21 protein-coding genes, 1 pseudogene and 1 riboswitch are annotated in these 25,550 nt (G+C 49.5%); of the genes and pseudogenes, 10 read left to right on the forward strand and 12 right to left on the reverse strand.

The window, feature by feature from the left end:
- The first annotated feature begins 29 nt into the window (after nt 1–29).
- Nucleotides 30–884 carry a YihY/virulence factor BrkB family protein gene (locus AC58PV_RS15710; RefSeq protein WP_497433166.1) on the forward strand — a complete coding sequence of 285 codons (855 nt, stop codon included), beginning with the start codon at nt 30–32 and terminating at the stop codon, nt 882–884.
- Between the two features lie 31 nt (nt 885–915).
- On the opposite strand, the gene uvsE is transcribed toward AC58PV_RS15710, so the two are convergent.
- A complete protein-coding gene (gene uvsE / locus AC58PV_RS15715) occupies nt 916–1,863 on the reverse strand; it encodes a UV DNA damage repair endonuclease UvsE (RefSeq protein ID WP_497433167.1) in 948 nt (315 codons plus the stop codon).
- A 388-nt stretch (nt 1,864–2,251) separates the two neighbouring features.
- Nucleotides 2,252–3,664: a pyruvate kinase gene (gene pyk, locus AC58PV_RS15720; RefSeq protein ID WP_497433168.1), complete on the reverse strand. Its 1,413-nt coding sequence runs from the start codon at nt 3,662–3,664 to the stop codon at nt 2,252–2,254.
- 126 nt (nt 3,665–3,790) lie between these two features.
- Between pyk and AC58PV_RS15725 the strand changes: the two genes are divergently transcribed.
- Complete coding sequence (locus AC58PV_RS15725; RefSeq protein WP_497433169.1) at nt 3,791–4,573, forward strand: helix-turn-helix transcriptional regulator; 783 nt, start codon at nt 3,791–3,793, stop codon at nt 4,571–4,573.
- A gap of 1 nt (nt 4,574) precedes the next feature.
- Here AC58PV_RS15725 and AC58PV_RS15730 read toward each other — a convergent pair whose 3' ends face one another.
- Nucleotides 4,575–5,294, reverse strand: a complete 720-nt coding sequence (locus AC58PV_RS15730; RefSeq protein ID WP_497433170.1) for a DUF3105 domain-containing protein — start codon at nt 5,292–5,294, stop codon at nt 4,575–4,577.
- A gap of 222 nt (nt 5,295–5,516) precedes the next feature.
- A riboswitch (TPP riboswitch) is annotated at nt 5,517–5,626 on the forward strand.
- A gap of 139 nt (nt 5,627–5,765) precedes the next feature.
- On the opposite strand from AC58PV_RS15730, the gene AC58PV_RS15735 reads away from it, so the two are divergent.
- Genes AC58PV_RS15735 through AC58PV_RS15745 form a run of 3 tightly spaced genes read left to right on the forward strand, consistent with a single transcriptional unit; the run spans nt 5,766 to nt 8,651 of the window.
- Nucleotides 5,766–6,368 carry an ECF transporter S component gene (locus AC58PV_RS15735; RefSeq protein WP_497433171.1) on the forward strand — a complete coding sequence of 201 codons (603 nt, stop codon included), beginning with the start codon at nt 5,766–5,768 and terminating at the stop codon, nt 6,366–6,368.
- A 16-nt stretch (nt 6,369–6,384) separates the two neighbouring features.
- The gene (locus AC58PV_RS15740; RefSeq protein ID WP_497433172.1) at nt 6,385–7,863 is read left to right on the forward strand and encodes an ABC transporter ATP-binding protein; all 1,479 of its coding nucleotides are present in this window, start codon (nt 6,385–6,387) and stop codon (nt 7,861–7,863) included.
- Nucleotides 7,854–8,651 (forward strand): energy-coupling factor transporter transmembrane component T family protein, encoded by a 798-nt coding sequence (locus tag AC58PV_RS15745; protein WP_497433173.1) that lies wholly within the window; start codon nt 7,854–7,856, stop codon nt 8,649–8,651. Before AC58PV_RS15740 ends, AC58PV_RS15745 begins: the two co-directional genes overlap by 10 nt.
- A gap of 47 nt (nt 8,652–8,698) precedes the next feature.
- Here the strand turns inward: AC58PV_RS15745 and AC58PV_RS15750 are convergent, their stop codons facing one another.
- Together AC58PV_RS15750 and AC58PV_RS15755 are read right to left on the reverse strand one after the other, a co-directional pair.
- Entirely contained in the window at nt 8,699–9,094 is a 396-nt protein-coding gene (locus AC58PV_RS15750) for a YuzC family spore coat inner layer protein (protein WP_497433174.1), read from the reverse strand.
- A 133-nt stretch (nt 9,095–9,227) separates the two neighbouring features.
- A complete protein-coding gene (locus tag AC58PV_RS15755) occupies nt 9,228–10,592 on the reverse strand; it encodes an S-layer homology domain-containing protein (RefSeq protein WP_497433175.1) in 1,365 nt (454 codons plus the stop codon).
- Between the two features lie 231 nt (nt 10,593–10,823).
- Between AC58PV_RS15755 and AC58PV_RS15760 the strand changes: the two genes are divergently transcribed.
- The 3 genes from AC58PV_RS15760 (at nt 10,824) to AC58PV_RS15770 (ending at nt 14,051) form a co-directional block, all read left to right on the forward strand.
- Entirely contained in the window at nt 10,824–11,543 is a 720-nt protein-coding gene (locus AC58PV_RS15760) for a FadR/GntR family transcriptional regulator (RefSeq protein WP_497433176.1), read from the forward strand.
- A gap of 152 nt (nt 11,544–11,695) precedes the next feature.
- Nucleotides 11,696–12,928: an MFS transporter gene (locus AC58PV_RS15765; RefSeq protein WP_497433177.1), complete on the forward strand. Its 1,233-nt coding sequence runs from the start codon at nt 11,696–11,698 to the stop codon at nt 12,926–12,928.
- Nucleotides 12,929–13,463: 535 nt separating this feature from the next.
- Complete coding sequence (locus AC58PV_RS15770) at nt 13,464–14,051, forward strand: nitroreductase family protein (protein WP_497433178.1); 588 nt, start codon at nt 13,464–13,466, stop codon at nt 14,049–14,051.
- An 87-nt stretch (nt 14,052–14,138) separates the two neighbouring features.
- On the opposite strand, the gene AC58PV_RS15775 is transcribed toward AC58PV_RS15770, so the two are convergent.
- The 7 genes from AC58PV_RS15775 to AC58PV_RS15805 form a co-directional block, all read right to left on the reverse strand.
- Nucleotides 14,139–15,053, reverse strand: coding sequence for a pseudouridine-5'-phosphate glycosidase (locus AC58PV_RS15775; RefSeq protein WP_497433179.1), 915 nt, complete (start codon nt 15,051–15,053; stop codon nt 14,139–14,141).
- Between the two features lie 4 nt (nt 15,054–15,057).
- Nucleotides 15,058–16,188, reverse strand: a complete 1,131-nt coding sequence (locus tag AC58PV_RS15780) for a carbohydrate kinase (RefSeq protein WP_497433180.1) — start codon at nt 16,186–16,188, stop codon at nt 15,058–15,060.
- 143 nt (nt 16,189–16,331) lie between these two features.
- Nucleotides 16,332–16,736, reverse strand: coding sequence for a hypothetical protein (locus tag AC58PV_RS15785; RefSeq protein ID WP_497433181.1), 405 nt, complete (start codon nt 16,734–16,736; stop codon nt 16,332–16,334).
- 171 nt (nt 16,737–16,907) lie between these two features.
- Nucleotides 16,908–19,508 carry an Ig-like domain-containing protein gene (locus tag AC58PV_RS15790; protein ID WP_497433182.1) on the reverse strand — a complete coding sequence of 867 codons (2,601 nt, stop codon included), beginning with the start codon at nt 19,506–19,508 and terminating at the stop codon, nt 16,908–16,910.
- A 182-nt stretch (nt 19,509–19,690) separates the two neighbouring features.
- Complete coding sequence (locus AC58PV_RS15795; protein WP_497433183.1) at nt 19,691–20,980, reverse strand: glycosyl hydrolase family 18 protein; 1,290 nt, start codon at nt 20,978–20,980, stop codon at nt 19,691–19,693.
- A gap of 903 nt (nt 20,981–21,883) precedes the next feature.
- A complete protein-coding gene (locus tag AC58PV_RS15800; RefSeq protein WP_497433184.1) occupies nt 21,884–23,824 on the reverse strand; it encodes an alpha/beta fold hydrolase in 1,941 nt (646 codons plus the stop codon).
- A gap of 45 nt (nt 23,825–23,869) precedes the next feature.
- The gene (locus tag AC58PV_RS15805) at nt 23,870–24,451 is read right to left on the reverse strand and encodes a TetR/AcrR family transcriptional regulator (RefSeq protein WP_497433185.1); all 582 of its coding nucleotides are present in this window, start codon (nt 24,449–24,451) and stop codon (nt 23,870–23,872) included.
- A 503-nt stretch (nt 24,452–24,954) separates the two neighbouring features.
- On the opposite strand from AC58PV_RS15805, the pseudogene AC58PV_RS15810 reads away from it, so the two are divergent.
- Nucleotides 24,955–25,155: pseudogene (locus tag AC58PV_RS15810) on the forward strand (YiaA/YiaB family inner membrane protein); the annotation flags it as partial.
- Entirely contained in the window at nt 25,147–25,416 is a 270-nt protein-coding gene (locus AC58PV_RS15815; RefSeq protein ID WP_497433392.1) for a YiaA/YiaB family inner membrane protein, read from the forward strand. The pseudogene AC58PV_RS15810 and the gene AC58PV_RS15815, both read left to right, overlap by 9 nt.
- Nucleotides 25,417–25,550 lie beyond the last annotated feature (134 nt).

Below are 25,550 nucleotides of genomic sequence, written 5' to 3' on the forward strand. Positions count from 1 at the left end.
TATAGCCGTATGAAAGGAAAAATAGCCGTATGGTTAAATCTTACGTTAAATTGCTATGGGGCCAGTTCAATGAACATGATGCCACCGGGCTTGCTGCGCAGTGCGCATACTATTTTCTGCTCTCGCTTTTTCCATTACTACTGTTCGTCATGAGTTTACTCGGCTACTTGCCATTCTCTTCCGATGATGTTGTCGGCTTAATTCGAGAATACATTCCGGGTGCTGTAGCAGGGTGGCTCGAGGAAACGCTTAGTAACCTGCTCAATGTCAAAAGAGGGGGCACACTCTCCTTCGGTTTAATCTTGGCCTTAGTGAGTGCCAGCGCGGCGATGAACGCCATAGTTCGAGCTGTTAACAAAGCGTACGGATTGCCCGCACGTAAAAGCTTCATTCACTCTCGCTTTTTAGCAATCATGCTTACCTTGGGGATGTTAGTCGTCATCATCTCAGCGCTGTTGCTCAGCGTGTTCGGTCACTGGATTGGGGATTGGTTGGAGGAGCACGTCCATGTGGCGTCTGCCCATATTGAGCTGTGGAACAATTTGCGCTGGGTTATTAACTTTGTCATCATTTTCGTCGTATTCATCGGCATTTACTATATCGCACCCAACACGTGTTTGACCTGTAAAAGCGTACTGCCCGGCGCCTTATTCGCCGCCATCGGTTGGCAAGGAACGTCGCTTGCGTTCTCCTTCTATGTCAACAGCTTCACCAACTACAGCGCGACATATGGCAGCATTGGCGGGATTATCGTCTTGATGACCTGGTTCTATATCTCAGCGCTCATCATTATAATCGGCGGTGAAATTAACGCTTTGCGGCATGTGAAAAATATCCACAAGGCCAATGCGGCCCAAGATACGGCAGAAAAGAACCGGTTCTGATCCATCAGAATCGGTTCTTTTTTTTGTGAATTCACCAGCTCAAAACCCCGCCCTCCAACCGCTTCACGCCGCGGATTTTGCCAAGCTGCTCCGCAAGTTGGAACAGAGCCAAGTCTTTTACCTTCGCCTCAATCATAACGTCGATGCGGGGAAGATCAATCTCTTTACAGCTTTTGAGAAAAGCTGTAAGCATTTCCGGCTCTATGTAATCCGAGTGGGAGCGAAATTCCTTCTCGCTCTTGGGCGAGGAGACGTGGATTTTCATCGGTAGGTCCCCCCATGTTTGAGCAATTTGTGGAAGCAACTCGATGGGAGAAAGAGCAGAGGGATTGCACCAATCGTGGTGCAAATCGAGCATGCACGGGCGCTGCAGCTTCTGGCTTACAGCGAGCGTTTCCTCCAACGTGTATGTTTTATCGTCGTTCTCGAATGTTAACCGCCGCATCGCAGTCTCGGGTACCTTCGGTGCATTGTCATAAAGCTTCTGCGTCGCAGCCTCCTTATCGCCATACACACCGCCAACATGAATGTTGATGATGGCGGCCTCATCCAGCCCCATGCCATCTAGAATGGCTGCATGATAATTCAAATCATCGATTGCTGCATCTACCACCTTATCGCTTCCGTTGAGCAGCGTGAATTGGTTCGGATGCATGCTGAGCCGAATATCGTGTGCCTTCGCGAAGTCACCGATCTTGCGCAGTTCGTCTGCGTACTCACCAGCAATATCAATCCGCACATCTGGATGTGTCGCCAGGGGGATTAGCGCGGACGATAGTCGAAATAAATGAATGCCGTGAGCGGCATTGTAATAGAGAATTCGCTGTGTTGCTTGAAGGTTTTTGCGGCCTATTTCAAGTGTGCGCTGCATGGCCTCTTCACGCGGCCGCCCAGAGAATAGCTTGTAAGTGAATGTTGAACTAGGCGTGTTATTATAAATTGCCATTGCAGTAGATACGAAACCAAGTCGAATAATCACGTGCGTGCGTCCTCCGTTGCTAGGTAGTTAGTAGTTACTCTAGTGTACCCCTTTTTCCAGTTGGATTTCTCACAAATTTTCAACTGGTCCCAGCAGCACACTAAAAGCCTCCCCTCCACAATGTCTAAGTGGAGGGGAGGCTAGTAAGTCGGGTCCGTATAGTCGTTTAACTGTAAAAAGTACAGCTAATTCGCTGATATTTAGCCAGAAATTAGAAATAGATGGATAAAGTCCATCTATTTCTCGCCATTTCGCTAATTACCTCGGGATTCCGTAAAAATAACGGGAGTTTTTCCAGTTATTTCGCTAAACGAGTCGATATCGCGAAAATTAAATGGAGGTTTTCCATCTAATCCTTTAATCAGCGCCGGGGATGGAGTATTACCTACTAAACCCGCTCAACCTTCAACAGGTTGGTCGTACCGGATTTCCCAACCGGGATACCGGCGGAGACGACGGTGAGGTCGCCTTTCTTCACATAACCAAGCGTCTCTGCTTGGTTGATCGCGGAGCGAATCATCGCGTCTGTCGATTCGCAGAACTCGCCAAGAACAGGGATGACGCCCTGCACCATGCTCAATTGGCTTATCGCGTGCTGGCTGTTTGTTACCGCGATAATCGGTGCTTCTGGGCGGTACTTCGCAATCATGCGCGCCGTGAAGCCTGTCTCTGTCGGTGTAAGGATCGCCGCAGCATGCAATTTGTTCGCGGAGGATACAACCGCTTGGCACAACACTTCGGTGATTTCGTTGTTGGATTCTAGCTGTGCATCAACCAAGGAGCTGCGCACCATCGTTTGCTCGACGCGCTCAGCGATAGTCGCCATCATCGTTACGGACTCAATCGGATATTTCCCAGCAGCGGTCTCGCCAGAAAGCATCACAACGTCACTGCCGTCAAGCACGGCATTCGCCACGTCACTCACCTCAGCGCGAGTCGGGCGCGGGTTGCGCTGCATGGAATCCAGCATTTGCGTAGCTGTGATAACCGGTTTGCCAGCGAGGTTACAAGCGCGAATCATATCTTTTTGAGCAATTGGAACTTCCTCAGTTGGAATTTCAACCCCAAGGTCACCACGGGCAACCATGATCCCATCGGATGCTTCCAAGATGGAAGCGAAGTTCGTCATGCCTTCTTCGTTCTCAATTTTGGAGATGATCGGTGTTAAGCCAGCGCCTTGCTGCTCCAGAAGTGCACGAACCTCACGAACATCGTTGCCGTTACGAACGAAGGACATCGCGACGATCGAAATATTTTCCTCTACGCCGAATTTGATATGCATCACATCGCGCTCTGTCACACCCGGTAGGGATGTGCGTACACCTGGCAAGTTAACACCTTTACGTTGTTTCAACTGAGCAGGGTTGAGGACGCTGCAAGTTACTTCCGTACCGTCGATCATTTCAACACGCAGCTCGATCGAGCCATCGTCGATCAATACAAGATTGCCTGGCTTCACATCTTGCGGCAACCCTGGGTAGTTCACGGATACGCGGCTGGAATCGCCGATAATTTGTTCTGTCGTCAAGACGATGCGATCGCCCGTTTGCAAGTCATAGGAAGCATCTTTCAATTGACCGATGCGGATTTCGGGACCTTTGATATCCATCAGAATCGGGATGATAACGCCCATTTCTTGTGCAGCTTGGCGTACACGTTGAATACGACCGCGGTGCTCATCAAGATCGCCATGTGCCATATTTAAACGCGCGACGCTCATGCCCGCGCGAATTAATTCTTTCAGAGTAGAGACGGAATCGCACGCTGGACCCATGGTACAAATAATTTTCGTTTTACGCATTGTAAAGGACTTCCTTTCGCATGTAGAAGATTAGTTGGCTTCATTATATGCCTTATTCATGCGATTTTCTATAAACTATAGTATGATGTATGTAATATAGTATGATTGGAGGAGGGCATTAATCCTATGCAGCTAACTAGGTTTGACTATGATAAAAGTAGTATATGGAACGAAGAACAACCCATTGAGCGTCCAGATTGGACACTCATTTTCGTGATCTATGGCCATTGTGTGTACTGGATCAATGACAAGAAACAAGTGCTGGAGAAAGGACAATGGCTGCTCATCCCACGTGAAACGCCTTACTATGGCCGTAGTGTGCCAACGAAAATTCATGAGAAATTTGTGCTTCATTTCGATGCGCAAGCAGCGCAGGATATCTTTCCGCTACTGCAACAGCCATCCTTTTCCTGCCGCCAGACTGGCAAATTCGATATCATCGCAGATCGGCTGCGCTTGATTCACCGCGGCTGGCAAGACAAACAGCCCTATTACATGGCGCTGTGTGAAGCGCACCTGCAAGAGCTGTTTGTGTATCTCCAGCGGGAGTGGGATCAGGCAGCCACAACCTCGGCAACCGCACTTCTCGTGGAGCAAATGAAAGGCTATATCCAGAACCATTATCGCGAGCATGTCACCAAGGACGAGTTAGGCACTTGTATTTCTCGCTCGCCGAATTATGCAGCGTCGCTGTTTCGTCAAGTCACAGGCCAAACCATCAGTGAATTCGTGCACGTCACGAGGATCAAAACAGCCGTCTACATGCTGCGTCACTCCGCTCTGACCGTCACCGAAATCGCCGAGTTTATCGGCTATAATGATCCGTCTTATTTCTATCGCGTATTCCGAAGAATGACGGGTTTAGTGCCAACCGAGCTCGTTTCAGATCGGGAAACAATTCGCAAATAAGTTACATCGTTCCGCCGCCAAGGCGTATGTTGGCAGGAATTTGCTCAGGACCTTTGTTAATATAGTCGTAAATGAACGTGCCTACACTAGCTTCATCGAACTTGGCGAGGTTCATTGTTTTCGTCCAAGCCGTAACGACGACCTCTTGATCGGCAGGTACATCAAGATTCGGAACCGCAAGTACACCTGCGCCAGCCGTCCTGAAGTGAGTCAAATATTCCAAGCGATCTTTCAGCTCTTTCGGTGCATCGGGATGGTAATGAATAATGATATCGCCATGCTCCAAGTTATGGACAAGCATCTCATAACCAGGTCTTTCCTTGTAGAAACCAAATTTCAAATCATGCGGGCTGTGCGTACCTGAAGTAGGGATTTTCATTTCGTACATCAAGGTGCCATCTTTATGTTCGCGCCCGTAGTCCTTATCTGTCGTGACCTGAATGTTAGCTCCTGAATTTAGCTTGTCTAGGCTGTATTTGCCTGCTGAACTTTGAATGAGCGAAGTACCGATGCTGCCGAGAGCGATAATGAGCAGGGCATGTGAAATCAATTGCCAGGTCTTATGCTTCTTCTTTAGGGCTTGCTTTTCAGCCTTTTTCAATCTCGAGGTGTTATCTTTGTTAATCCTTGCTGCGAGCACATAACCAACGATAGCTGCAATGAATAGAGCTAGTCCGATATAGAGCAATATAGTCATCCGTTCAATCCCTTTCTGCCTCATGGAATCATCCACGCTGAATAAGTTTTTCTGTAAAAAATAATGAGCACACTACAAATTGTAGTTTTTCTTAGGGGTGGAAGTCAACTTTTAAAATTCTCCTGATTGTGGTATGTACAAATAGAGGGTTTGGAGCATCTGATTGAGAAATAAATGCGCAACGAGTATTCCATGGAAAAAAAAGGATTGCCAAAGAGGAGCTAATCCGCTACAGTTAAGCCAAATGAATAGCAACACGGGTGCTTGATGAAGTCAGGCTGAGATAGTGGCCCTATGCCACTGACCGTTAATCTGATCTGGATAATGCCAGCGTAGAGACCTAATGTGCTTTTTTTATGCACAAATGTTCAAGCCTGCCGGTATTCCGGTGGGCTTTTTTTGTTCTTAAGGGGCAAAAGGGACCATGTATCCAAGGTTGGCGTGTTCGCCTATCTCATTGACAAATATGAATGGGAAAAAGGAGTCGAGAAGAAGATGGCACAAAGGGAAGCAAGTGCAAGTAGTAAAGGGTTGAAGCTGACAGATATTTTGATCACGATCGTCATTTCAGCTGTGTTTGGTGTGATTTATCGGATTTGGGGACCCATTTATGATCTCATGAAACCGCTAGGCCTACATGCCGAGCAGTTGAGTTACGGTATGTGGTTCATGGCGGCAACATTCGCGTTCCTCGTGATTCGCAAACCTGGTGTTGCCCTGTTGGCTGAATTGGCAGCCGCAACGATTGAGGCACTATATGGTGGCCATTGGGGTGTGGGGACGCTTGTTTTTGGTTTACTGCAAGGGCTCGGTGCAGAGCTGGTGTTCGCGGCCTTCCGCTATCGTCGCACCAATTTGGGAGTGACAATACTCGCCGCCATTGCTTCGGCTATCATGTCCATTTTTGTAGATACGTACTATGGCTATATTGATCAGTTGGCGTTCTGGAATTACGTCTTGTTTATTACTTTACGTCTGCTAGGCAGCGCTTTGATCGCGGGAGTATTCGCGTACTATCTGACGAGTGCCTTGTCGCGTACGGGTGTACTGAATTTGATTCGTCCCGTTTCCAAAAAAGATTACGACGTACTGGGTTAACGAGATGAGCGAAGGAATGGGCGTTACGAATCTACGGTTAAAATATCCCGGCGATGAAGCCCCCCTGATCTTTCAGGGGGTTTCCTTTTCCATCGAGCCGGGGGAAAAAGTGCTGCTGCTGGGACCTAGCGGTAGCGGCAAATCGACCTTGCTGCAGGTGCTGAGCGGAATTGTCCCTGACATGATTGAGCTTCCGCTCAAAGCGGATGAGATTCGCCGGCCTAGCCGGTGGGGGTATGTTTTTCAAGATCCAGATACACAGTTCTGCATGCCTTATATGGACGAAGAGATTGCGTTCGTGTTGGAGAATCAGGAAGTGCCGCGAGCGGAGATGCCTGCGCGCATTCGGTATTACTTGGACTTGGTGGGGTTACATGTGCCTGATACCCATACGTTGATTAGTACGCTGTCTCAAGGGATGAAGCAGCGTCTGGCGATTGCTAGTGTGCTGGCGCTTGAGCCGGAAGTGCTCTTTCTCGATGAGCCCACGGCGCTGTTGGATGACGAGGGTACGAAACAGGTGTGGGACACGATACGAGCGATCAGTGGGGACAAAACTCTCCTCATCGTAGAGCACAAGATCAGCGGTTTGCTGGATTTGCTCGATCGGTTGATTATCCTGACACCTGAGGGGAAGATTTTAGCGGATGGGCCGCCGGTTGCGATGTTTGAGAAGTACAAAGAGCAGATCAGGGAATATGGCATCTGGTATCCCGAGGTGTGGGAGGACTACGCCCAGGAGCAGGGGGCTGCTGGGCGAGTAGACGATCCAGGGAAAGCGCAAGAAAGCGCACAGACCGCTGAGCCGGTTATGGTCTTTCAAGATTTCGTCGGTGTTCGCGGCGGGCAGATCAGGACCTCTGTGGATAACTTTAGCGTCTATCCAGGGGACTGGATCACCGTTGTCGGTGCCAACGGTGCAGGCAAGAGCTCGCTCCTCCTCGCGATCATGCGGCTCATTCCAACCCGCGGAAGCTGTCTGATCGCGGGAGTGAAGGGAAACAAAGTCGAGCACATTGCGGAGCAAGTCGGCTTTGTGTTCCAGAACCCGGAGTTCCAGTTCGTCACGAACTCCGTGGAGGAAGAGCTGACCTATGGCTTGCCAGAAGGTCAGCCGAGAGGCCAGTGGGCAGCCGCCGAGGGGCTGCTCCGCGAATACGACCTGCTCGCGCTGCGCGAGCGGCACCCGTTTCAGCTCTCGCTGGGCCAGAAGCGCAGGCTTAGCGTGGCGTCCGCGATGGTACGCGGGCCACGCATCCTGCTGCTGGATGAGCCCACCTTCGGGCTCGATGCGCGAGGCACGCTGCGCATGCTCGAGGCGCTGGAGCGGCTGCGCGCCAGCGGAACCGTGATCGTGATGGTGACACACGATCAGGAGATCGTCCAGCGCTGGGCCACCCGCGTCTGGCAGGTCGAAGCTGGGCGCGTGGCGGAAGTCGCGCCCTTGCCTGTGTCCGTCCCTGCTACTGGAGGTGAGCCGCAGCTATGCAAATAACGTTCACCTTTCGCGAAACGTGGCTGCATCGGGTTAATCCGGGCGTGAAGCTCCTCTTATCGATCGGGTTATTCATCGTTGTCGTCTTCACGCATAATCTGAACATGATGCTATTCCTGACGCTAGGCGCCTTGTTGCCTCTGGCCCTATTATCCGGTCATCCTGCGAAGAGACTGTTGCTATATGCATCGCCGTTTCTGCTAATTTTCGTGTCATCGACAGCAGGGATGATGATGTTCGGTGACGGGCAGACCGAATGGTTTCATTTGGGGATTATTCGAATTACGGAGGAAAGCTTCTACCGCGGTATCCATCTTGGTCTACGTGGCATACAGGTTGCCTCCGTCGGGTTACTGTTCAGCTTGACCACGCGGCCTGTCGCGTTGTTCTACGCGATGATGCAGCAGTGGAAGGTCGCGCCGAAGTACGCGTACAGCTTCCTGGCAGCGCTGCGCATGCTGCCTGTCATCTTGGAGGAGCTGCAGACCCTTCGCTATGCGCTCAAGGTGAGGGGCAAGCGCAAGCAGCGGAATCCGCTGACCGCGTGGTATACCACGATGCGGATGATTGCCATTCCGCTGCTTGCTCAAAGCATCCGCCGTGCCCATCGGACGGCGGTGGCGATGGAAGCGAAGCGTTTTTCGATGAGTCGCAAACGCACGTATTATTACATATCCTCCTACTCCGTATTGGATATATACTACAGCCTCTACTGGGGCGTGCTCGTTGCAGCTTCCTATTGGCTCGCAGTGACGTGGCCGCTGCTAAGTCGTATCGACGTGCGCTGAAAAAAAGAGCAACCCAACTCGTATTAGGAGGTGGGTTGCTCTTAGATTTATTCGCCCCATTTGAGCATGAGCGTGACGCGGCAGCATGGATTCCCATTCTTGGGGGGACCCACCACGAACTGAACAGCACTGGGACTGTAGCTAGTTTCAATATCGGATTCATACCCGAAGGAGTGCACGATGCGGTCTACTTCTTTCTGATTGCCATTCTGAGCATTCGTCATTAACTGCTTGGCGACCACAGGGTCTGTGAGCTTCTTCACAAGGAAAGAAGCATCCTTCAGGAGGTGCTCAGAGGCAACGACGGAGGTAGACAGCATTGTGGTATTCACAGGCGGAAAGTTGCGGTCCCACGCCCAGTAAGGTGCGTAGTGGTAGGGATGAACGGGATATTGATGATAATGAACTGGGGGATAGGCGTAAAAGGTTGGGTCGTTATACATCGAGTCCGACCCCTTTCTGTAAAATGATGAGCACTAGCAATATATGTGAGCGATGGGCTAATGTGCCTCCCCATACAAAAAAGCTCCCCAAGCGGGGAGCTTTCCTTTCAAGTTAGCTTAGTTCAAGTTACCTTTATTTCGTTAGCGTTACATAGCTTGTCACTTTGACACCTGAAGCGGAAACAGCCGTAAGTTCAAAGGATGTAACATTACCCGTTACATGCACGGTACCATCAGGATCAACGGATACCGATCCAACAGCGGATCCGGCTTCGCCTTGCACGTCATTCGTGATAAATAAAGTGCCTAGCGCAAAGTTATAATTAGCGATGTCGAGGTTCTCATACGTGTTGCCATAATTATCTGTAGCTTTAAGATTCATGGCTGTGTAGGCGTCGAAATTTGCTTTGTACACACTGTCACCAACACTAAGTGTCATAGGTTGAGTAATGGAAGTTTCTCCCGCGGTCAACGTCTTCACACTGACAGAAGTACTTTCAACAGTTACGCTGACATGCAGTTGTTTAGCTTCCCCATTGCCAATCTGCACAATAAGACTTACGTCTGTGGTTCCTGGTTTGTTCCCCAGCACATAAGCACGATGGTCAGAAGTAAGGCCTACTTTGGCAATGCTGGAATCTGCGGCGATAGCAGACTGGACAATTCCCGGAGTAGCAACTTCCTCACCGCCAGCTGAGGTTACTTTTATTTTAATTTCTTTTGCAAATTTACTTAGTGTAGGATCTTCAGCAATCGTTTTGGTGATGGTACCAGTAGCGGAGTTAGTCAAACCACTATCAATGACGCTAGCTAAGTGGTAATCCCCTACTACGGAAACATTGCCTGGGTTAGACGGTGTTACGACAGGCGGCTTCTGAGCGTTGAAGGCCTCTTGAGCTCCGTATGAGCTAAGTACGAGATCTTCGCGTGTCGCGGCTTGGTCGCCAGATTTGCTAGTTGGATGAATACCAAGAGCAGTTGCCTGCTGAACCGCATCGGTGTACCAAGGAGAGCTCGTCATCGAAACGGTCTTTCCTAATCCTTTAAGAAGCACGGTATCCAACTGCGCCGCTGTAACGGATTCCCCAGGGAGGAAGGTTGTTGCTGTCACGCCATCGATCAGACCCGCTTTTTTGGCTGCTTCAATATAAGGGATCGCCCAACCGTTCGCCGCGTCATCCGCATGAACATCTGTGAAGCTGGATACATTAATCGTGAGATCAACCGGGATATTGTAGATTTTCGTTGCTACTTTAGCGAATTGGGCACGCGTCATATTTTGAGAGATTCCGAAAGTTGAAACGGAGACTCCTTCAAAAATACCATCGGCGATCATACGATCGATTTTCGTTTTCAAAGCTGCGTTACTTCCAGCCAAATCTGTAAAATCAGCGCTTGTTTTCACGGCAGCAGAAGCAGGTTGAACGAGTGTTAGAGATGCGAATAGGGATAAAGCCATGGCAGTCGTTGAGATCACAGTAAGTTTGTTAGATTTCATATTAGGAAGGTCCCCCTTGGCATAATAAAATTTTTTGAAGTTTCTCGCAATCTAGCTATCTAGTAGTTCACGTGCTTGTCTTGTTGCTATAACTATAGCTTGCCTGATCATCCACGTCATTGTCAAATTTCTGGCAGTCTTGATGGGCGAGTGCTAATTTGTGCGTGGTGAAATATCAATAGTAAAACAGATCGCATCTGTGATATACTCGCCATAACAGGAGATGATCAGATGAATGCGAAAGTTTCTTTCCAAACACTTCGCCGTCCCAAGCTAGTAGATGATGTTGTGACTCAGCTGCAGAAGAAAATTTCCGATGGCGAGCTGAAAATGGGGGATAAGATTCCGACCGAGCCGGAATTGATGGAGCAGTTCGGTGTTGGCCGCTCTACGATCCGAGAGGCTGTTAGGGTTCTTGTGCATGCGGGACTGCTGGAGAAGAAGCAGGGTTTCGGCACATTTCTGACAGGGCATTCCGATGCAGCGATGCAGGAACCGCTCGTTCACCGATTGCGCCGCGCGGAGATTTTGGAAGTCTACGAAGTCAGGAAGATGCTCGAGTTAGAAATATCCAGGCTCGCTGCAGAACGTCGCGACGAGGCCGATTTGGCGCAAATGAGTGAAGCCTTGGATCAACGGTTGCAGGCGCTAGAGCGAGATGATACGAACGCTTACCTCGCTGCTGACATGGCGTTTCATTTGGCTATTGCGGTCGCGAGCAAGAATGCCATCGTTGTTGATCTCTATCGCTCATTCTCGGCGGTGCTGTTGGAAGCTCTGACGAATTTAGTGAAGGATGAGCAGGTTCACGATCACCATCATCTTTATCATGTAAATGTGTTTCAAGCGATTCGAGATAAGGATGTGGCTGCTGCGGAGTATTGGACCATTCAGAATCTAGAGGGGACCGTCCAGACGGTCAAAAAGTTTCTTCAGCAGGACTCTGACTAGCATGAAGCAAGCGTAAGCGTAGGGGAGAACTAGGAGCAAGGGGACAGCAGCTAAGCAATTCGAAGCAACAAGTTAATGTGGAAGAAGGGCCGGTTTGATCCTTCCCCACGATTTTAAACATCAGATGATATGATGATAAGGAGTGATTTTTCATGCAGACAGCAACAGGTTCAGCTACGGCTACTACGGCCAACTCAGCACAGGCACAAGCACGTACGGTTTATGCGATTTTATTTTCGATCAGTTTGGTGCATTTATTGAATGATGCGATACAGTCGGTCATTCCCGCGATTTTCCCCATTCTGCATGACTCCCTGCAGTTAAGTTTCACTCAGATCGGGTGGATCGCTTTCACACTCAATGTGACAGCTTCTTTGTTCCAGCCCTTGATCGGGTTGTATACGGATGCGAGGCCGAAGCCCTACTTACTGCCAATCGGTGTGGTTTTCTCACTGTTTGGTATTGTCGTATTGGCCTATGCGGGCACGTTCTCGCATGTGATTATGGCCGTTATCCTGGTTGGACTAGGCTCTTCGGTGCTCCATCCAGAGTCTTCGCGGGTCGCCTACTTAGCTGCGGGCCCTCGTAGAGGGCTAGCGCAGTCGATTTTCCAAACAGGGGGGAATATTGGTCAAGCGTTGGCTCCTATTTTTACAGCACTCATTTTCGTACCATTAGGACAATTCGGGATCATTTGGTTTACGTTTGCGGCGGCAGCGGGGATCGTAGTTCAGATTTTTGTGGCAAAATGGTACCAAGGCGCACTAGTTGTGCGTGCCACAGTTCGTAAATCGGCTTCAGTGAAGAAGCCTTTGCCTAAGAAAACAATCGCCTACGCGCTAGGTATTCTGATCATGCTGCTCTTTTCCAAGTTCGTTTATGTAGCCAGTATGACGGGGTTCTACGCATTCTATTTAATGGACCATTTCAGTGTCACGACGGGGAAAGCACAGCTCATTATTTTCACCTTGCTGGCAGCTGGTGCTGTGGGTACATTCATGGGTGGCCCTTTGGCCGACCGCTTTGGCAGACGAAATATGATCTGGTTCTCCATCTTGGGAACAGCGCCATTCTCCTTGCTGCTTCCATTTGTGAACCTATTCTGGTCAGCGGTTCTATGTGCCTGCATCGGGTTCATTCTGCTGTCGGGCTTCTCCGTAATCGTAGTCTATGCGCAGGAGTTGCTGCCAGGCAAAGTTGGCACGGTGTCGGGGCTATTCTTCGGACTGGCGTTCGGCTTAGGCGGTATAGGCTCAGCAGTGCTGGGGACATTGGCGGATGCGACAAGTATCGGCTTCGTGATTCGGCTTTGCGCGTACTTGCCGTTGCTGGGACTGCTTGCAGCTTTCCTTCCAACCGATAAGAAACTAAATATGACGAGTTAATCGCGGTGTTAGGATATGAAGAAAGACTTCAACGAGGTTTGTTGGGGTCTTTTTTCTTTTTTGTACAAGTCTGATGGGAGCTAAGTATTTTAACTGGAAAATCTACAGCTATTTTCACACTCCGAGGGTAAAATCCAGGATTAGATGGAAAAAAGGTAGTTAATTTCACGGTATTTGCTATTTTCGCTGGAAATGGGTGGAATTACCTACATGTCATCCAGTTATTTCGCTAAAGTGGGGAAATAGTGCTGATTTAACTGTACTTTTTACATGTATTCTGGGGGAGGCCAACACTAGCTACTTGCTCACGGTATCTGCACCTTGCATCTCTGCCGCTTCACTAGCTAATTAGGTTGTTGACACGTCCGTCTGACTATTTTGTGGGAAAATTGAAAATACGAGTGGGAACATGTAAATTAAAGTGTAGATGAAGTCGTGAGTAGCGTACATCGCCAGCAACGCAGGGGAACAGGCGCGATTACGCCGTCAAAACCGAGCGGCTGCAAACAATTCAAACGAATGGGGAGTGGGACGAATGGATGTCAAAGAAGCGATTCGCCAGCGACGCAGTATTGGGAAACTCAAGCAGGATCCTATTGAGCAGGCGCTAATTGAAGAGATTTTGGAAGCTGCTGTCTGGGCACCGAATCACGCGAATACAGAACCTTGGCGGTTCTGGGTGATGTCAGGCGAAGGCAGGAAGTTATTGGGACGCGGCTACGCAGAAGTCGCCATTGCGGAAGCGAAGTCAGGAGCAGATGCGGCTCTGTCGGAGGAAGAGGAGGAGCAGTTGCGCAGCAGCAGCGAGAAAAAAGCGTTTCGCGCTCCTCTTGTTATTGCGGTGGCTGTCTCCCCAGCTGAGAAGCCTGTCGTACCTGTAATAGAGGAATATGCAGCTGTTCACTGTGCTGTACAGAATATGATGCTAGCTGCACATGCCTTAGGCTTAGGCACGATTTGGCGCACTGGGGATCCGACATATCATCCCAAAATGCAAGAGAACTTCGGCCTCAGTGGCAAAGAAGAGATGGTCGGTTTTGTTTATATTGGTTATCCGGAAGTCATTCCAACGAAAGCAGCGCGTGTCCCTTTTGCCTTGAAAACACAATGGGTAACGGAGTAACTGGATACGTTTCCCCTGACAGCTCTGGTGCCGAGCAGTCGAAGGCTATACAAAAAACTCGCCCCCCACACGGGGAGCGAGTCTATTCTAGTTTTTCAGCGCAACCGCAATCCTTGCGGCGGTCTGCGCATTGTGATACACGAGCGCGATGTTCGTCTCCAGGCTGCGGCCTTCCGTCAGCTGCTTGATCCGCGCTAGCAAGAAAGGCGTGACCTTCTTCCCGGTCACGTTCTGCTCTTTGGCCTCATTCAGCGCCTGCTGGATGACGGCCTCGATTTCGACATGGTCCATAGCGGATTCCGCTGGGACCGGGTTGGCGATGACGGCGCCGCCGCTAAGGCCGAGCTCCCACTTCGTGCGGAGCATAGCGGCCACGTCAGCCGCCTCATCGAGGCGGAAGTCTACGCCATAGCCGCTCTCGCGGGCGTAGAAGGACGGGAACTCGCTCGTTTGGTAACCTACCACGGGTACGCCGTGGGTTTCCAGGTACTCGAGCGTACGTCCGATGTCGAGGATCGACTTCACGCCGGCGCAGACAACGGCGACGTTGGTGGCCGCCAGCTCCGTCAAATCAGCGGAGATGTCCATGGAGTTTTCGCCTTCGCGGTGGACACCGCCAATGCCGCCGGTAGCGAACACTTCGATGCCAGCAAGGGCAGCGCCGATCATGGTCGCGGATACCGTCGTCGCGCCGATTTTGCCCGACGAGAGAATGTACGGGAAGTCGCGGCGGCTTACTTTTTCTACGTGGCCATTCGTTGCAAAAGCTTCAAGTTCCTGCTCGTTTAGGCCAATCTTGATTTTCCCATCCATGATGCCGATTGTTGCCGGAACAGCGCCGTTATCGCGAATAATTTGTTCTACTTTTTTGGCCATTTCAATGTTTTGCGGGTAGGGCATGCCATGAGAAATAATCGTCGTTTCAAGTGCGACAACGGGTTTGTTGTTCGCGAGAGCTTCCTTTACTTCATCAGTAAACGTTAAGTATGAGTGAGATAACATGGGTTTAGTCTCCTTTAGTCATGGTGTTAATCGTAAGTTGCAAGCGTTCCTCGTTCAGCTCACTGGACGTGGATTGACTGGTTTGAAGTGTAATGTGCGCAGCAGCAAGACCAAATTCGCAAGATTTCATATACGTATGTTGATGGGTAACGCCATAAGCAATGCCGGCTACGAAGGCATCGCCTGCGCCAGTAACCTCGACAACCTGGGTCGGTATCGATGGAAAGAAATGCTCGCCTTCTTCTCCCGAATAGTAGACGCCTCGGCTCCCCAAGGTAATGAACACATGCTTCACGCCGCGGTTTCGAATGGATTTCGCAATTTGGCTATGGTTTGGCTCTACGTGGAACATATCAATGACATCTTGATTCATGGTTAAGGGCGTATGCGCGAGTTGAATCGCTTCTTCTAAATTCGGGAAAATAGCCGTGACACCCGTAAGGTCCGTCGGAAGCTTCTTCGATTTCTCCGAAGAAACAGGATCCATAAAGAGCGGGATATTCTCCTCCTGACAGCGACGGATCAACTCGTCTAGGGCTTCGCTTGGTAGATTCGTATCTGCAATCACGAGCTGTGCGGCGGCAATATGGGGCCATTTATCCCGAAGCATCGCGGGTACGAATTTATCGTAAATGTCCATATTGGCAAAAGCTAGAAACATCTCTCCCGACGTGTCGAGGAGTGCCGTGTAGGATCCTGTATTTTCGCCACTGAGCACAATGGTTTGGCTGACGTCGACGCCTCGGCGCCGGGTTTCTTCCAGCACCCACTGGCCTGCTTTGTCGTCTCCGATCACAGTCAGGAGTGCTGTTCGACAAGCTAATCCGGCCAAAGCCTCCGCGATGTTGCGAGCTACGCCGCCGCAAGACTCCGTTACGGTAACTGGATTCGATGAGGCAAGGCGGATCACATGCTTACTTGTGGCTTTACTATCGAGATTGGCTCCGCCGATGCAGACAATCGTATGTTCATCCGAGGTGACATAGGCTCTGCCGCGAATCGTTCCCTTTTTGGTCAAAGAGGCAATATAACCAGCGACAGCGGACCGCGAGATACCGATGATACCTGCGATTTCATGCTGGGAAATGAATGGATTTTGTCGGATAAGTGCTAGGATTTGCCCTTCACGATCCATGCGAAGCAACCCTCCTTCAACGTTCTCTCCTCATTCTAACGCACCTCAAAACAAAAGTCTATTCAATAAACAAGTGTTTACAAGGCATGCCAAAAAGCCCGTCCCCAACAGGAACTAGGCTTCTTGCATGGTTTGACTTGCAGCTATTCCGAATACGAAGAATTGGATCGTGACCCCAGTCCGAGCAATCCAAGCAACCCCAATAAACCGATGTAGCTATACCAAGGTTTCGTTTTATCCTTTGGCGTCGCGGCGACGGACTGAGCTTGCAGAGTGGCAACATTCAGAGCTGTTGGCGGTGTGATCCCATAAGCAGCAGCGTAGCCATTCAAGCTCGTAGTAGGGAGTAGACGTGTTTCTGCCCCTGGCATGCCATAAGGGTTGGTTTGGTACATAGTAGCGGCACCATTCTTCAAGCTATGCAGGTTTTCAGTCTGCGACACCTGCGTACTGTGATCATGGGCATGCAGTCGATATTGATGGGCTCCAAGCAGAAGAGAGAAAGTAAGGAAAGAAATCGAAGCTAACTTGAAAGAGCGGGTAACCATTATCCATGCCTCCAGGTAGTTAGTAGATAGGGGTCATTCAGTGTAAGTAAGCATATATTCCCCTGTGAACGAGAAGTTATGCATGGAGGAATTGGTGTGAAGCTCAAGCCTATATAAAGAGAAGAACCGTTGCCCCTAGATAACTAGGAGCAACGGTTCTGTACGCACGGATTACTTCGTGACCGTCACTTGAACGGCTGTTTTCATGTTGCCAAACGTAATCGTAATGCGGGCAGTTCCTTTGCCAGTTGCTTTGATCGTGCCATCCTTCACGTCTGCGGTCATGATGTTGGATGTTGTCCATAATGCTGGTTTGGTTACATCATCCTCTGCCCCGTCTGAATAGGTTGCGATCGCTTCTACTTTAGCTGTTTCGCCTTCCTTCAGCGTGAGCTTAACCACATTCGTTTTCAAATATTTCAAGGTGTCGATTTCAACAGGAATGGAGACCGTCTTACCACCGAAGAAGCCAGTGATGGTTGTTTTTCCTGAAGCTGTTGCTGTGAAAAGTCCTTTTTCAATCGTTCCGAGTTTGTAAGAAGCTACTTTCCAAGTTGCACTTTCCGTCACGTCTTTCGTTGTGCCATCGGACAGTGTTGCAGTTAATTTCAGTTGTGTGTCAGAACCGCTTTTCGTTACAAAGAAGGATTTGTTTGCTGTTAAGCTTTCAATTACGCCGATTTCTACAGGAACAGAGACAGATTTACCGCCATAAGTAGCTGTAATGGTTGCTTTACCGCGGGCAACAGGTGTAACTAGACCTTTAGAAACAGTAGCAATGCTTGTATTGCTGGACTTCCATTCTACATCAGTCGTAACGATAACATCATCACCGTTGTCATCTGTTGCGGTAATTTTAATTAATCTCGTTTCATTCAAATCAAAAACCAAACTAGTCACATTGGCTTTCAATTCACTAGCCATATCTACTTTTACTGGAATTGTAACTGTTTTGTTGTCCAATTGAGCAGTAATCGTGGTTTCGCCTGATGCGATGGCTTTTACGACCCCTTTGTCAACCGTAGCCGCTTTAGGGTTGCTGCTTGTCCAAATGACGTCGGCAGTTACCGTCTTCTTGGTATCATCGGTATAGATTGCTTCAGCAGCAAGGGTTGCCGTTTCGCCCTTCTTCAGGGTTAATTTCTCTTGGTTAATCGTCAGGGACTTCAATTCACCTACCGAAACTTGTACAGTCGCTTTACGCGTACCGTATTCGGCAGTCACCGTAGCGGCGCCCGTAGCAATACCTGTAATGATACCATCACGAACCTCAACGATATCTTTGTTGCTTGATGTCCATTTGGTTCGTTCATTGAGATCGTCATCTGTGCGACCTTTGAAATTAGCCGTTATTGTGACCGTAGTCGAATCTCCGACTTGCATATTCACTGTTTTCTTGTCCAGCGTGATGATGGTAGGAACATCAACTTCGACTCGGGTTGTCGTCTTCTTGCCACCGTAGGTAGCAGTTACATTCGCAACACCAGCTTTATACGATGTGATAAGTCCATTCGTTACCGTAGCGATCTCTTCATCGTCTACGCTCCATTCGGCTCTATCTTTGACAAGATTGTCAGTGGAGCCATCAGCATAGGTAGCAAATAACTCAAGTTGCTGCGTTTCATCTGCTTTCAAGATCACAAGCTCGCTGCTCACGACCAAACGACGAGGAACCTCAACGTCAACTTTCGCTGTGACTGTTTTATCCCCGTACTTCGCGGAGATGGTTGCTTCACCAATTGCGTTACCGATAAGCTTGCCTTTGGTTACAGATACGATACTTTCATCGCTGGAAGACCATTCTGCGCGATCCGAGATATCCGTTGGCGTACTGCTTGTAGGATAGGTAGCATTAAGTTTTAACGTGCCTGTCCCATTCTTCTTTAACAAAATACTTTGTTTGTCCAACTCAAGTTTCAATGTGCTATCCACATCAACCGTAATTGTTGTCGATTTGGTACCGTAGGTTGCGGTTAACGTTGCTTTCCCTACACTGTACCCGGTAATTGTACCCTTCAAGGCATCTGCCACTTCTGGCTTGTCGGATGTCCATACTGCTTTAGCAGCTACGTTATCTTTTGTGCCGTCAGGATATGTCGCGATTAATTCAATCGAGCTAGTGCCCTTCAGAAGTAAGGAGACATTGGATTTCTCTGGGTCAAGACGACGTACAACTTCGACATCGACATCCAGAACGATCGATTGATTCATATGAGATACCGTGATGGTCGTGCTTCCCGGGTTTTGTCCTTTAACTAGACCATTCGTCACCGTAGCAACAGAGCTGGATGCGACTGTGTAGTCTGCTTTACTTGTTACATCGGCAGAAGTACCGTCGTCATAGTAAGCTGTTATCAGCACTTGGCTCGTTCCATTGAGGCGAAGATCAAGAGCTTGCTTATCGGTGGTTAATGATTTTACTTTTTTGGTAACCGTTACGTTAACGATGACTGTCTCTCCAAGATAGGTGGCCGTAATGACCGCTTTACCTTCTTTCTTGGCTGTCACGACACCCGCGTAGACGGTTGCTACTTCGGTCGTACCAGAATTCCAATCGGTCTTGACTGTTGCATTCTCGGTGGAGCCAGTTGTGAAAATGGCCGTGGCTGTCAGATTAGCCGTGTCGCCAACCTGCAAGCTCAGTTCATTTTTGTTCAAAACTAACTTCGAAATGTCAGTCGCGGCGAAAGCACTTCCGGTGAAAATAGCCTGACTTGCAAGAATGAAAATGACGACTAGGGACAACCATTTACCTTGAGAAAACCATTTCATGCTTCATTTCCCTCCATTTAAAGCTGTTGCTAGAATCTGCTTGTTGAAAATAGATATCTATTTTCATCGGCATTTCCTCGCGAAAAATGAAGGGAAAACATGTATTTTCTTCCTGAAAGTTTGCTGAATATGTCGAAAAAAAGAAAACCCCGGCTTTTCACGCGCTTGCAGGGGTTCAAGGTTCAACCGCGTTTCACAATTTTGAAGTTGTCTTCAAGGAGCAGCCAGTTCTGCGGGAACTTGAGTCCAAGCTTCCAATAACTGATACCGCGAAGTCCGAGCTCTTCGATCAAATGAAATTTGGCTTGAATCGAGCGAGCGTCCTCGAACCAGACGGTATGCTCTTTACCCGCGTCATCCCAATAGTTAAAATGCGGTGCTTGAGCAGTGTAGTCATATAAAATTTGCGCGTTATATTTGCGGGCCAAGTCTATAGCTGCTTGCGGCGAAATCGCTTTAGCGTAGGCGCCACCTTGGACAAAAGGCAGGGTCCAGTCGTAACCGTATAAATTTTGACCCATCATGATTTTGGAAGAGGGCATTTCACTGCGTGCGTACTCCAACACTTTGCGAACAGGTCCAATAGGAGAAACGGCCATAGGCGGTCCGCCGCTGTAACCCCACTCATAGGTCATGATTATGACAAAATCGACAATCTGGCCATGGGCTTTATAATCATGAGCTTCATACCAAGCACCTGCTTGTGTTGCACTTGTTTTGGGTGCTAGCGCGGTGGAGACGAGATAGCCTTTGCGATGGAAGCGGTCTACTGCTTTACGCAGGAATTTGTTATATGCTTCTCGATCTGTAGGATGCAGATGTTCAATGTCAAAATGAATATCTTTAAACCCCAGCTTATCCGCTGTCGTTTCGATCGTATCGAGCAGTCGATTTTGAACAGCTTCGTCAGTTAGAATGACATGCCCAAGTTCTGCGCTGAATTGATCATTCTCGAGATTGGTAACCACCATCATAAGGGTGACGCCATGCTGCTTGGCGATGTCTTGCAAATGATCAAGTGGTGGCTGTACCAGGGTACCATCGCGGTTAATCCGGAAGCTGAAGGGAGCTAAGTAGGTCAAATGAGGCGCAGCCTCACGGGCAGCTTGAACGAGAACAGGTGACACATCCGTCCCTCTAGGTTCAATATAAGCATTGACTTCGGCTTGTTTGCGCGGGGTAGGGGGGATATATAAGCGGAAACCGCTCGGCAATGGTTGATATAGGGTAAGCCCATTGGTTGACGCAAGGACGTCAAGGTCAATGCCGAGCTTTTGTGCGATTCGATACAGGCCCTCACCAGGCTGCACCCAATAGTAGGAACCAACAATGGGAATGACTAATGCCTGTCCGATGACTAACGATTGAGAGGGAGTTAACTCGTTCGCCTCTGCGACCTCCTCGACCGATACGCCGTAGGTTTGCGAAATACGATACAACGTTTGCCCCTTCTGGACAACGTGAATTTGCATAAGTTATGCCTCCTTAAAAAATGACCGAGCCGCCCTATCTGGTAGTCTCAGTGGCTGAAATTCCGCTATAGCTCAACTGAGACACCCCAAAAGTGGGAGGCTCAGGAAATGGGGAGTCGGAAATGACTGTATCCGAGCCTGCTTTTCGATAAAACTAACCTCTTAACCGTGGCCGCTCATCCCAGGAATGACCGCGTCAAAGGTTTTCTCATATGTTATTCCGCTGATAGGCGTTAGGTGAATGTCTTGGGAGAAACTTTGGAGAAAAAGATAAAGAGCTCGCCTCTGGGGAGCCGCGTAGGGGGAATGTGCTTAGTTAGGTAGCGAGGTGGCGGATCGGCAGAGGGGAAATCGCTGGCGTTGGCGGAACTGCTCACTTTATTCGATGCGATTCCTCTTCTCGCGTTCTTCCTCTGCGTCTTCCGCTTCTCAAAGATGCAAAAATACAACCTTTTCTGCACATTTGTGCTCGAAAGTAGTGAATAAGTGCAAAAAGGCAACCTTTTCGAATGAAAATAGGTTAATTTCCTGAAATCACTCTAAATTGATGCTTATTTGCAACAATTTCCAATAAAAGAGGGAGGGATACGTTTGAAAAGTGCTCTTTTGCACTTTTGACAGGGGGAGGGCTTATTGCATACACGACTTTTTCGGAATTTTTCTTATTGTTACTACTTTCCAATTAAGCACATAACGCACATAGTCCCACATTACGCACATAACACAAATTACAGCTCAGATTACTTAGTACTCATAGTGAGGGAGATTCGGGGCGGGGGATGGGTACGGAGAGACGGAAAGGTGAATGGGACAGACGAATGAAGGGCGGATGAAAAGATGAATGCAGTAGATGAATTAGAGGCAGATAGAAGATGAAAGCAGCAGATGAGGTGAGGAAAGAGCTTACAGCCCTTGCTGCCGAAGCAGCTTGGCTGTAAGCTCTGGATGCGAGATCGGGAAGTGATGCGCGGCATCGATCTCGACCACCCGGGCGGCGCGAAGCACCGCCGCCTGAGGGAGGGCGTGATCCTGGGTGCCCCACAGGATCGAAGCCTTCCGCAGCAGCTCTGCCTGCTGCTGCGGAGGTAACGCCTCTGCGCGAGCCAGCGCAGAGAGGGTCTCGGCAGTCGTCTTCCGCACACGCGGCGACTGCATCTCTTGCAGGACATAAGTGACATACGAAGTCGGTATGTCACTTATGTCCACGAAGCAGCGCTGCGCCAGCAGCTGCTTCCGCAGGTTTGGCTCGCGCAGCCGGCGCAGCGCGAGCTGGTTGAGACGCGCGCTGCGGTACATGCGCGCGGCGGGGTGCAGGGCAGGCTGCAGCAGATGCAGCCTGTGGATCCGCTCCGGCACGCGGGCGTAGGCGTGGGCGGCCAGGAGGCCGCCTAGCGAGTGGCCCACGAGCGTGACCGGGCTGTCGAAGGCGCGGATCGCCGCGACAAGCGCTGCGATGTGGCCCTCCATCACGTCGGCTGCGTGATGGTAGGGGGAGCGGCCAAAGCCTGGCAGATCGACCAGGCAGACGTCATGCTCGGGGAACTGCGCCGCGAGAGGGAGCAGGCAATCCGCTCCGCTGAGTATGCCGTGTACGAAGAGAAGGGCGTTTTTGGGCTGCTCCGCAGGCTTTTGTTCCAATCGAAGTCCAGCATTGCTCCCTTCCACCCCGTCTAGCGATGTACGCATCCCAGTTCCGCTTCGCTCCAGACTAGCCAATGGCCCTCGCTTCCCTCGCACAAAACCCTTGGTAGGCATATACCCATGTACGAGCTGAAAATCCAAATCCGCCAACGTAGCAGGGAGCATCTCTTCCTGAACCTTATTCGGAAGCTTATGTTTGTGCAGCAAGCTATCTTTCGGACCAAGCGGATAAGGGGTGCTCTTTTTCACAATAAATTCAAGGGACTCCTTGGGGATACCTAACTTTTGCCCTAGCGATGTACTTAGAAACTTGCTGAGCGACTTTGGCGAGAGGGAACCATGTGGTTTACGAACACGCAGTTCTTTGGCTATCTTAGTGACTAATGCCTGCATGGACGGACTCCCCTCCGGATCATCTAACAAATAGTAGGTCTGCGTAGACGGCGCAGCTTCTTTGGTTAATAAGTTGATGAAAGAGGCGACATGATCGACATGGACCAGCGGCAACCAATGTGTAGAGCCGCCAGGCACGAATGACATCAGGCCCCGTGCTGTAGCTCGAACAAGAATGCCGAGACCGCCGGTTTGTGGCGTTTCTCCATGCAGCGAGCTGCCGATGACCACACTGGGATGAACAATCGAAAGAGGGAATCCCAGCTCCTGAGCGCCTTGCCGAATGCGCAAATCCGCCAGACACTTCATCAGCTCATAGGGAGGACCCTGTTCCAAGTGTGCGATGACGGGAGCGGGATGGTGAATGTTTTCGTCCGTCCAGGGGCTTTTGAACCCGACCACATGGATAAAATGCTGTAACCCCCCGCGCTGCTGAATATCTGCAGCCAATTGAAGCATTTCCTCTGCGGCCTGCAGGAAAACTTTCCTCGCCTCCGCCTCGCTGATCCGAATATCCATTGGCCCGCCTGCATGGATAATAATTTCTGCGGTCAGAACCCTTTCTCTGTCAGCGGTACTCAAGCCAAGACCTGGCATACCCAAGTCGCCTATGACAGGGAGGATGCGATTACTATCGGTATCAGTGCTGTCTGACCAACCTAGCTCCTTACAAATTTGCTCCCATCTCGAACTTGACCGCACAAGCACAGACACCGTGTGACTCTCTTGAGAAAGTTGCGCTAACGTATGAGTTCCGATAAATCCTGTGCCACCAGTTATAAAAATATGTGCCAAATGAATAACCTCCATTTATAATTTCGTAGTACTGATTAGTACTAATTAAGATTAAAAAAATTACTTTAGCAAGTGAGCTAAAGTAGTCAGTGTTTGATTCAGCAAAGCGGGATCTTGATTCGCATGCTGCAGGAATAGGGCGCCTTCGAGTGTTGAAACGATAAGTCCGGCGATAGCTTTTGTAGGAAGAGTTGGAGAGAACTCTCCGTTGCGCACACCTTCGAGAAGCAGGTTTTCCACGAGATGCATTTGCCCCTGGAAAAACATTCCTACCTTCCGCCTAAGTTCACCCGCCTCCTGCGGCATCTGTGTATACAGCGTGAGGAAGGGGCAGCCAGCTAAGAACCTGGTATCCTGTCCTGCCATGCTTTGAAGGAACAGTTCAAAACGGTTCTGTACACTTATGTCAGATCGAGCTGCGATCTCTTGCATCTGCTGTGTATAGGCCCCAATAAGCCCATCCAGAATCGCGGCTAAGAGTTCTTCCTTGCTTTTGAAATAATAGTAAATATTCGTCTTGGACACCTTGCTGGTGACCACAATTTCATCCATACTCGTCGCCAAATAACCCTGAGTCAGAAAGAGGTGCTTAGCGGTCTGAATTACAACATCGCGGTTGGTTATTCTTTTTGTTTTTGTCATGAGTAGTACTATACAGTACTAAATGGAGAGTGTCAAATTGTTCCAAGTAATGCAAGCGGAAAGGGGATGTAGAGGTGTTTGTCGCGCTGTAACGGTGTTTTTCACGCTTACAGCGGGCGAACCGTGGTATGAAGAGGTGTAGGTCGCGCTGTAACGATGTTTTTCACGCTTACAGCAGGTGAACTGGGGATGTAGAGGTGCTGGTCGCGCTGTAACGATGTTTTTCACGCTTACAGCGGGTGAGCTGGGTATGTAGAGGTGCAGGTCGCGCTGTAACGATGTTTTTCACGCTTACAGCGGGTGAGCCGGGTATGTAGAGGTGCTGGTCGCGCTGTAGCGGTGTTTTTCACGCTTACAGCGGGCGACCAAGTTATAGGCTTAGTCTTAGGACTAGGTACTATTGGAAAATAGTACTATTTAGATTACGCGGAGTACCATATACTCAGTATCAAGAGCAAGACATTCATAACGTTGCTTGGCAACGATAGGGGGATTTTAAAATGATGAATCAACGGAGAAGAAATACAACGGCGTTTACTTTTATGGCGTGGGCGTCCTTTATTGGAGCTTTCGTAGCAATGTTCATTGGGATATATACACTTGAAGAATCACTGAGCGTAAAGGGATATTTTGCGGTGTGTGCACTGTTTCTCACTATGTCGGCATTCGTTTTGCAGAAAGTCATTCGTGATAATCTGGAGGATGGGTACGAATCCCGCAAACGGAATACATCAGCTTTTACCTTCTTAGCGTGGAGCTCATTTGCCCTAGCCTTGCTCGGGATGTTCATTGGGATCATTAACTTGGAGCAGTTGCTTTCTGTTAAAGGGTACTATGCTGTTACGGCTTTATTCTTGACGATGTCCTCGTTCGTTCTTCAAAAAACAGTCCGTGACAATAACGATGAGGATGCGTTAACTCCTGCGCAGCATGTACATGCAAATGAGTTTAAGGTGGAAGATTAGTCTGAAACAAGCTTAGACTGATAAAATAACCCTTCTCCGCTTCGTTAGCAGAGCTGGGTTATTTTGTTTTCTAGCCTATATAGAAAATATTGCCAGTCTTCTAATCATCTAGTAATCTATGAATGGGAGGGGAT

Source organism: Paenibacillus sp. J22FR83 (genome assembly GCF_059691955.1).

Excerpts from the sequence above, each read along its gene's own strand:
- AC58PV_RS15775 (WP_497433179.1), bottom strand. The coding sequence starts at position 15,053 with ATGTTATCTCACTCATACTTAACGTTTACTGATGAAGTAAAGGAAGCT.
- AC58PV_RS15790 (WP_497433182.1), bottom strand. The coding sequence starts at position 19,508 with ATGAAATGGTTTTCTCAAGGTAAATGGTTGTCCCTAGTCGTCATTTTC.
- AC58PV_RS15755 (WP_497433175.1), bottom strand. The coding sequence starts at position 10,592 with ATGAAATCTAACAAACTTACTGTGATCTCAACGACTGCCATGGCTTTA.
- AC58PV_RS15760 (WP_497433176.1), top strand. The coding sequence starts at position 10,824 with ATGAATGCGAAAGTTTCTTTCCAAACACTTCGCCGTCCCAAGCTAGTA.
- AC58PV_RS15795 (WP_497433183.1), bottom strand. The coding sequence starts at position 20,980 with ATGCAAATTCACGTTGTCCAGAAGGGGCAAACGTTGTATCGTATTTCG.
- AC58PV_RS15785 (WP_497433181.1), bottom strand. The coding sequence starts at position 16,736 with ATGGTTACCCGCTCTTTCAAGTTAGCTTCGATTTCTTTCCTTACTTTC.
- AC58PV_RS15805 (WP_497433185.1), bottom strand. The coding sequence starts at position 24,451 with ATGACAAAAACAAAAAGAATAACCAACCGCGATGTTGTAATTCAGACC.
- AC58PV_RS15735 (WP_497433171.1), top strand. The coding sequence starts at position 5,766 with ATGGCACAAAGGGAAGCAAGTGCAAGTAGTAAAGGGTTGAAGCTGACA.
- AC58PV_RS15745 (WP_497433173.1), top strand. The coding sequence starts at position 7,854 with ATGCAAATAACGTTCACCTTTCGCGAAACGTGGCTGCATCGGGTTAAT.
- AC58PV_RS15740 (WP_497433172.1), top strand. The coding sequence starts at position 6,385 with ATGGGCGTTACGAATCTACGGTTAAAATATCCCGGCGATGAAGCCCCC.
- AC58PV_RS15780 (WP_497433180.1), bottom strand. The coding sequence starts at position 16,188 with ATGGATCGTGAAGGGCAAATCCTAGCACTTATCCGACAAAATCCATTC.
- pyk (WP_497433168.1), bottom strand. The coding sequence starts at position 3,664 with ATGCGTAAAACGAAAATTATTTGTACCATGGGTCCAGCGTGCGATTCC.
- AC58PV_RS15730 (WP_497433170.1), bottom strand. The coding sequence starts at position 5,294 with ATGAGGCAGAAAGGGATTGAACGGATGACTATATTGCTCTATATCGGA.
- AC58PV_RS15750 (WP_497433174.1), bottom strand. The coding sequence starts at position 9,094 with ATGTATAACGACCCAACCTTTTACGCCTATCCCCCAGTTCATTATCAT.
- AC58PV_RS15725 (WP_497433169.1), top strand. The coding sequence starts at position 3,791 with ATGCAGCTAACTAGGTTTGACTATGATAAAAGTAGTATATGGAACGAA.
- AC58PV_RS15765 (WP_497433177.1), top strand. The coding sequence starts at position 11,696 with ATGCAGACAGCAACAGGTTCAGCTACGGCTACTACGGCCAACTCAGCA.
- AC58PV_RS15770 (WP_497433178.1), top strand. The coding sequence starts at position 13,464 with ATGGATGTCAAAGAAGCGATTCGCCAGCGACGCAGTATTGGGAAACTC.
- AC58PV_RS15800 (WP_497433184.1), bottom strand. The coding sequence starts at position 23,824 with ATGGAGGTTATTCATTTGGCACATATTTTTATAACTGGTGGCACAGGA.
- AC58PV_RS15710 (WP_497433166.1), top strand. The coding sequence starts at position 30 with ATGGTTAAATCTTACGTTAAATTGCTATGGGGCCAGTTCAATGAACAT.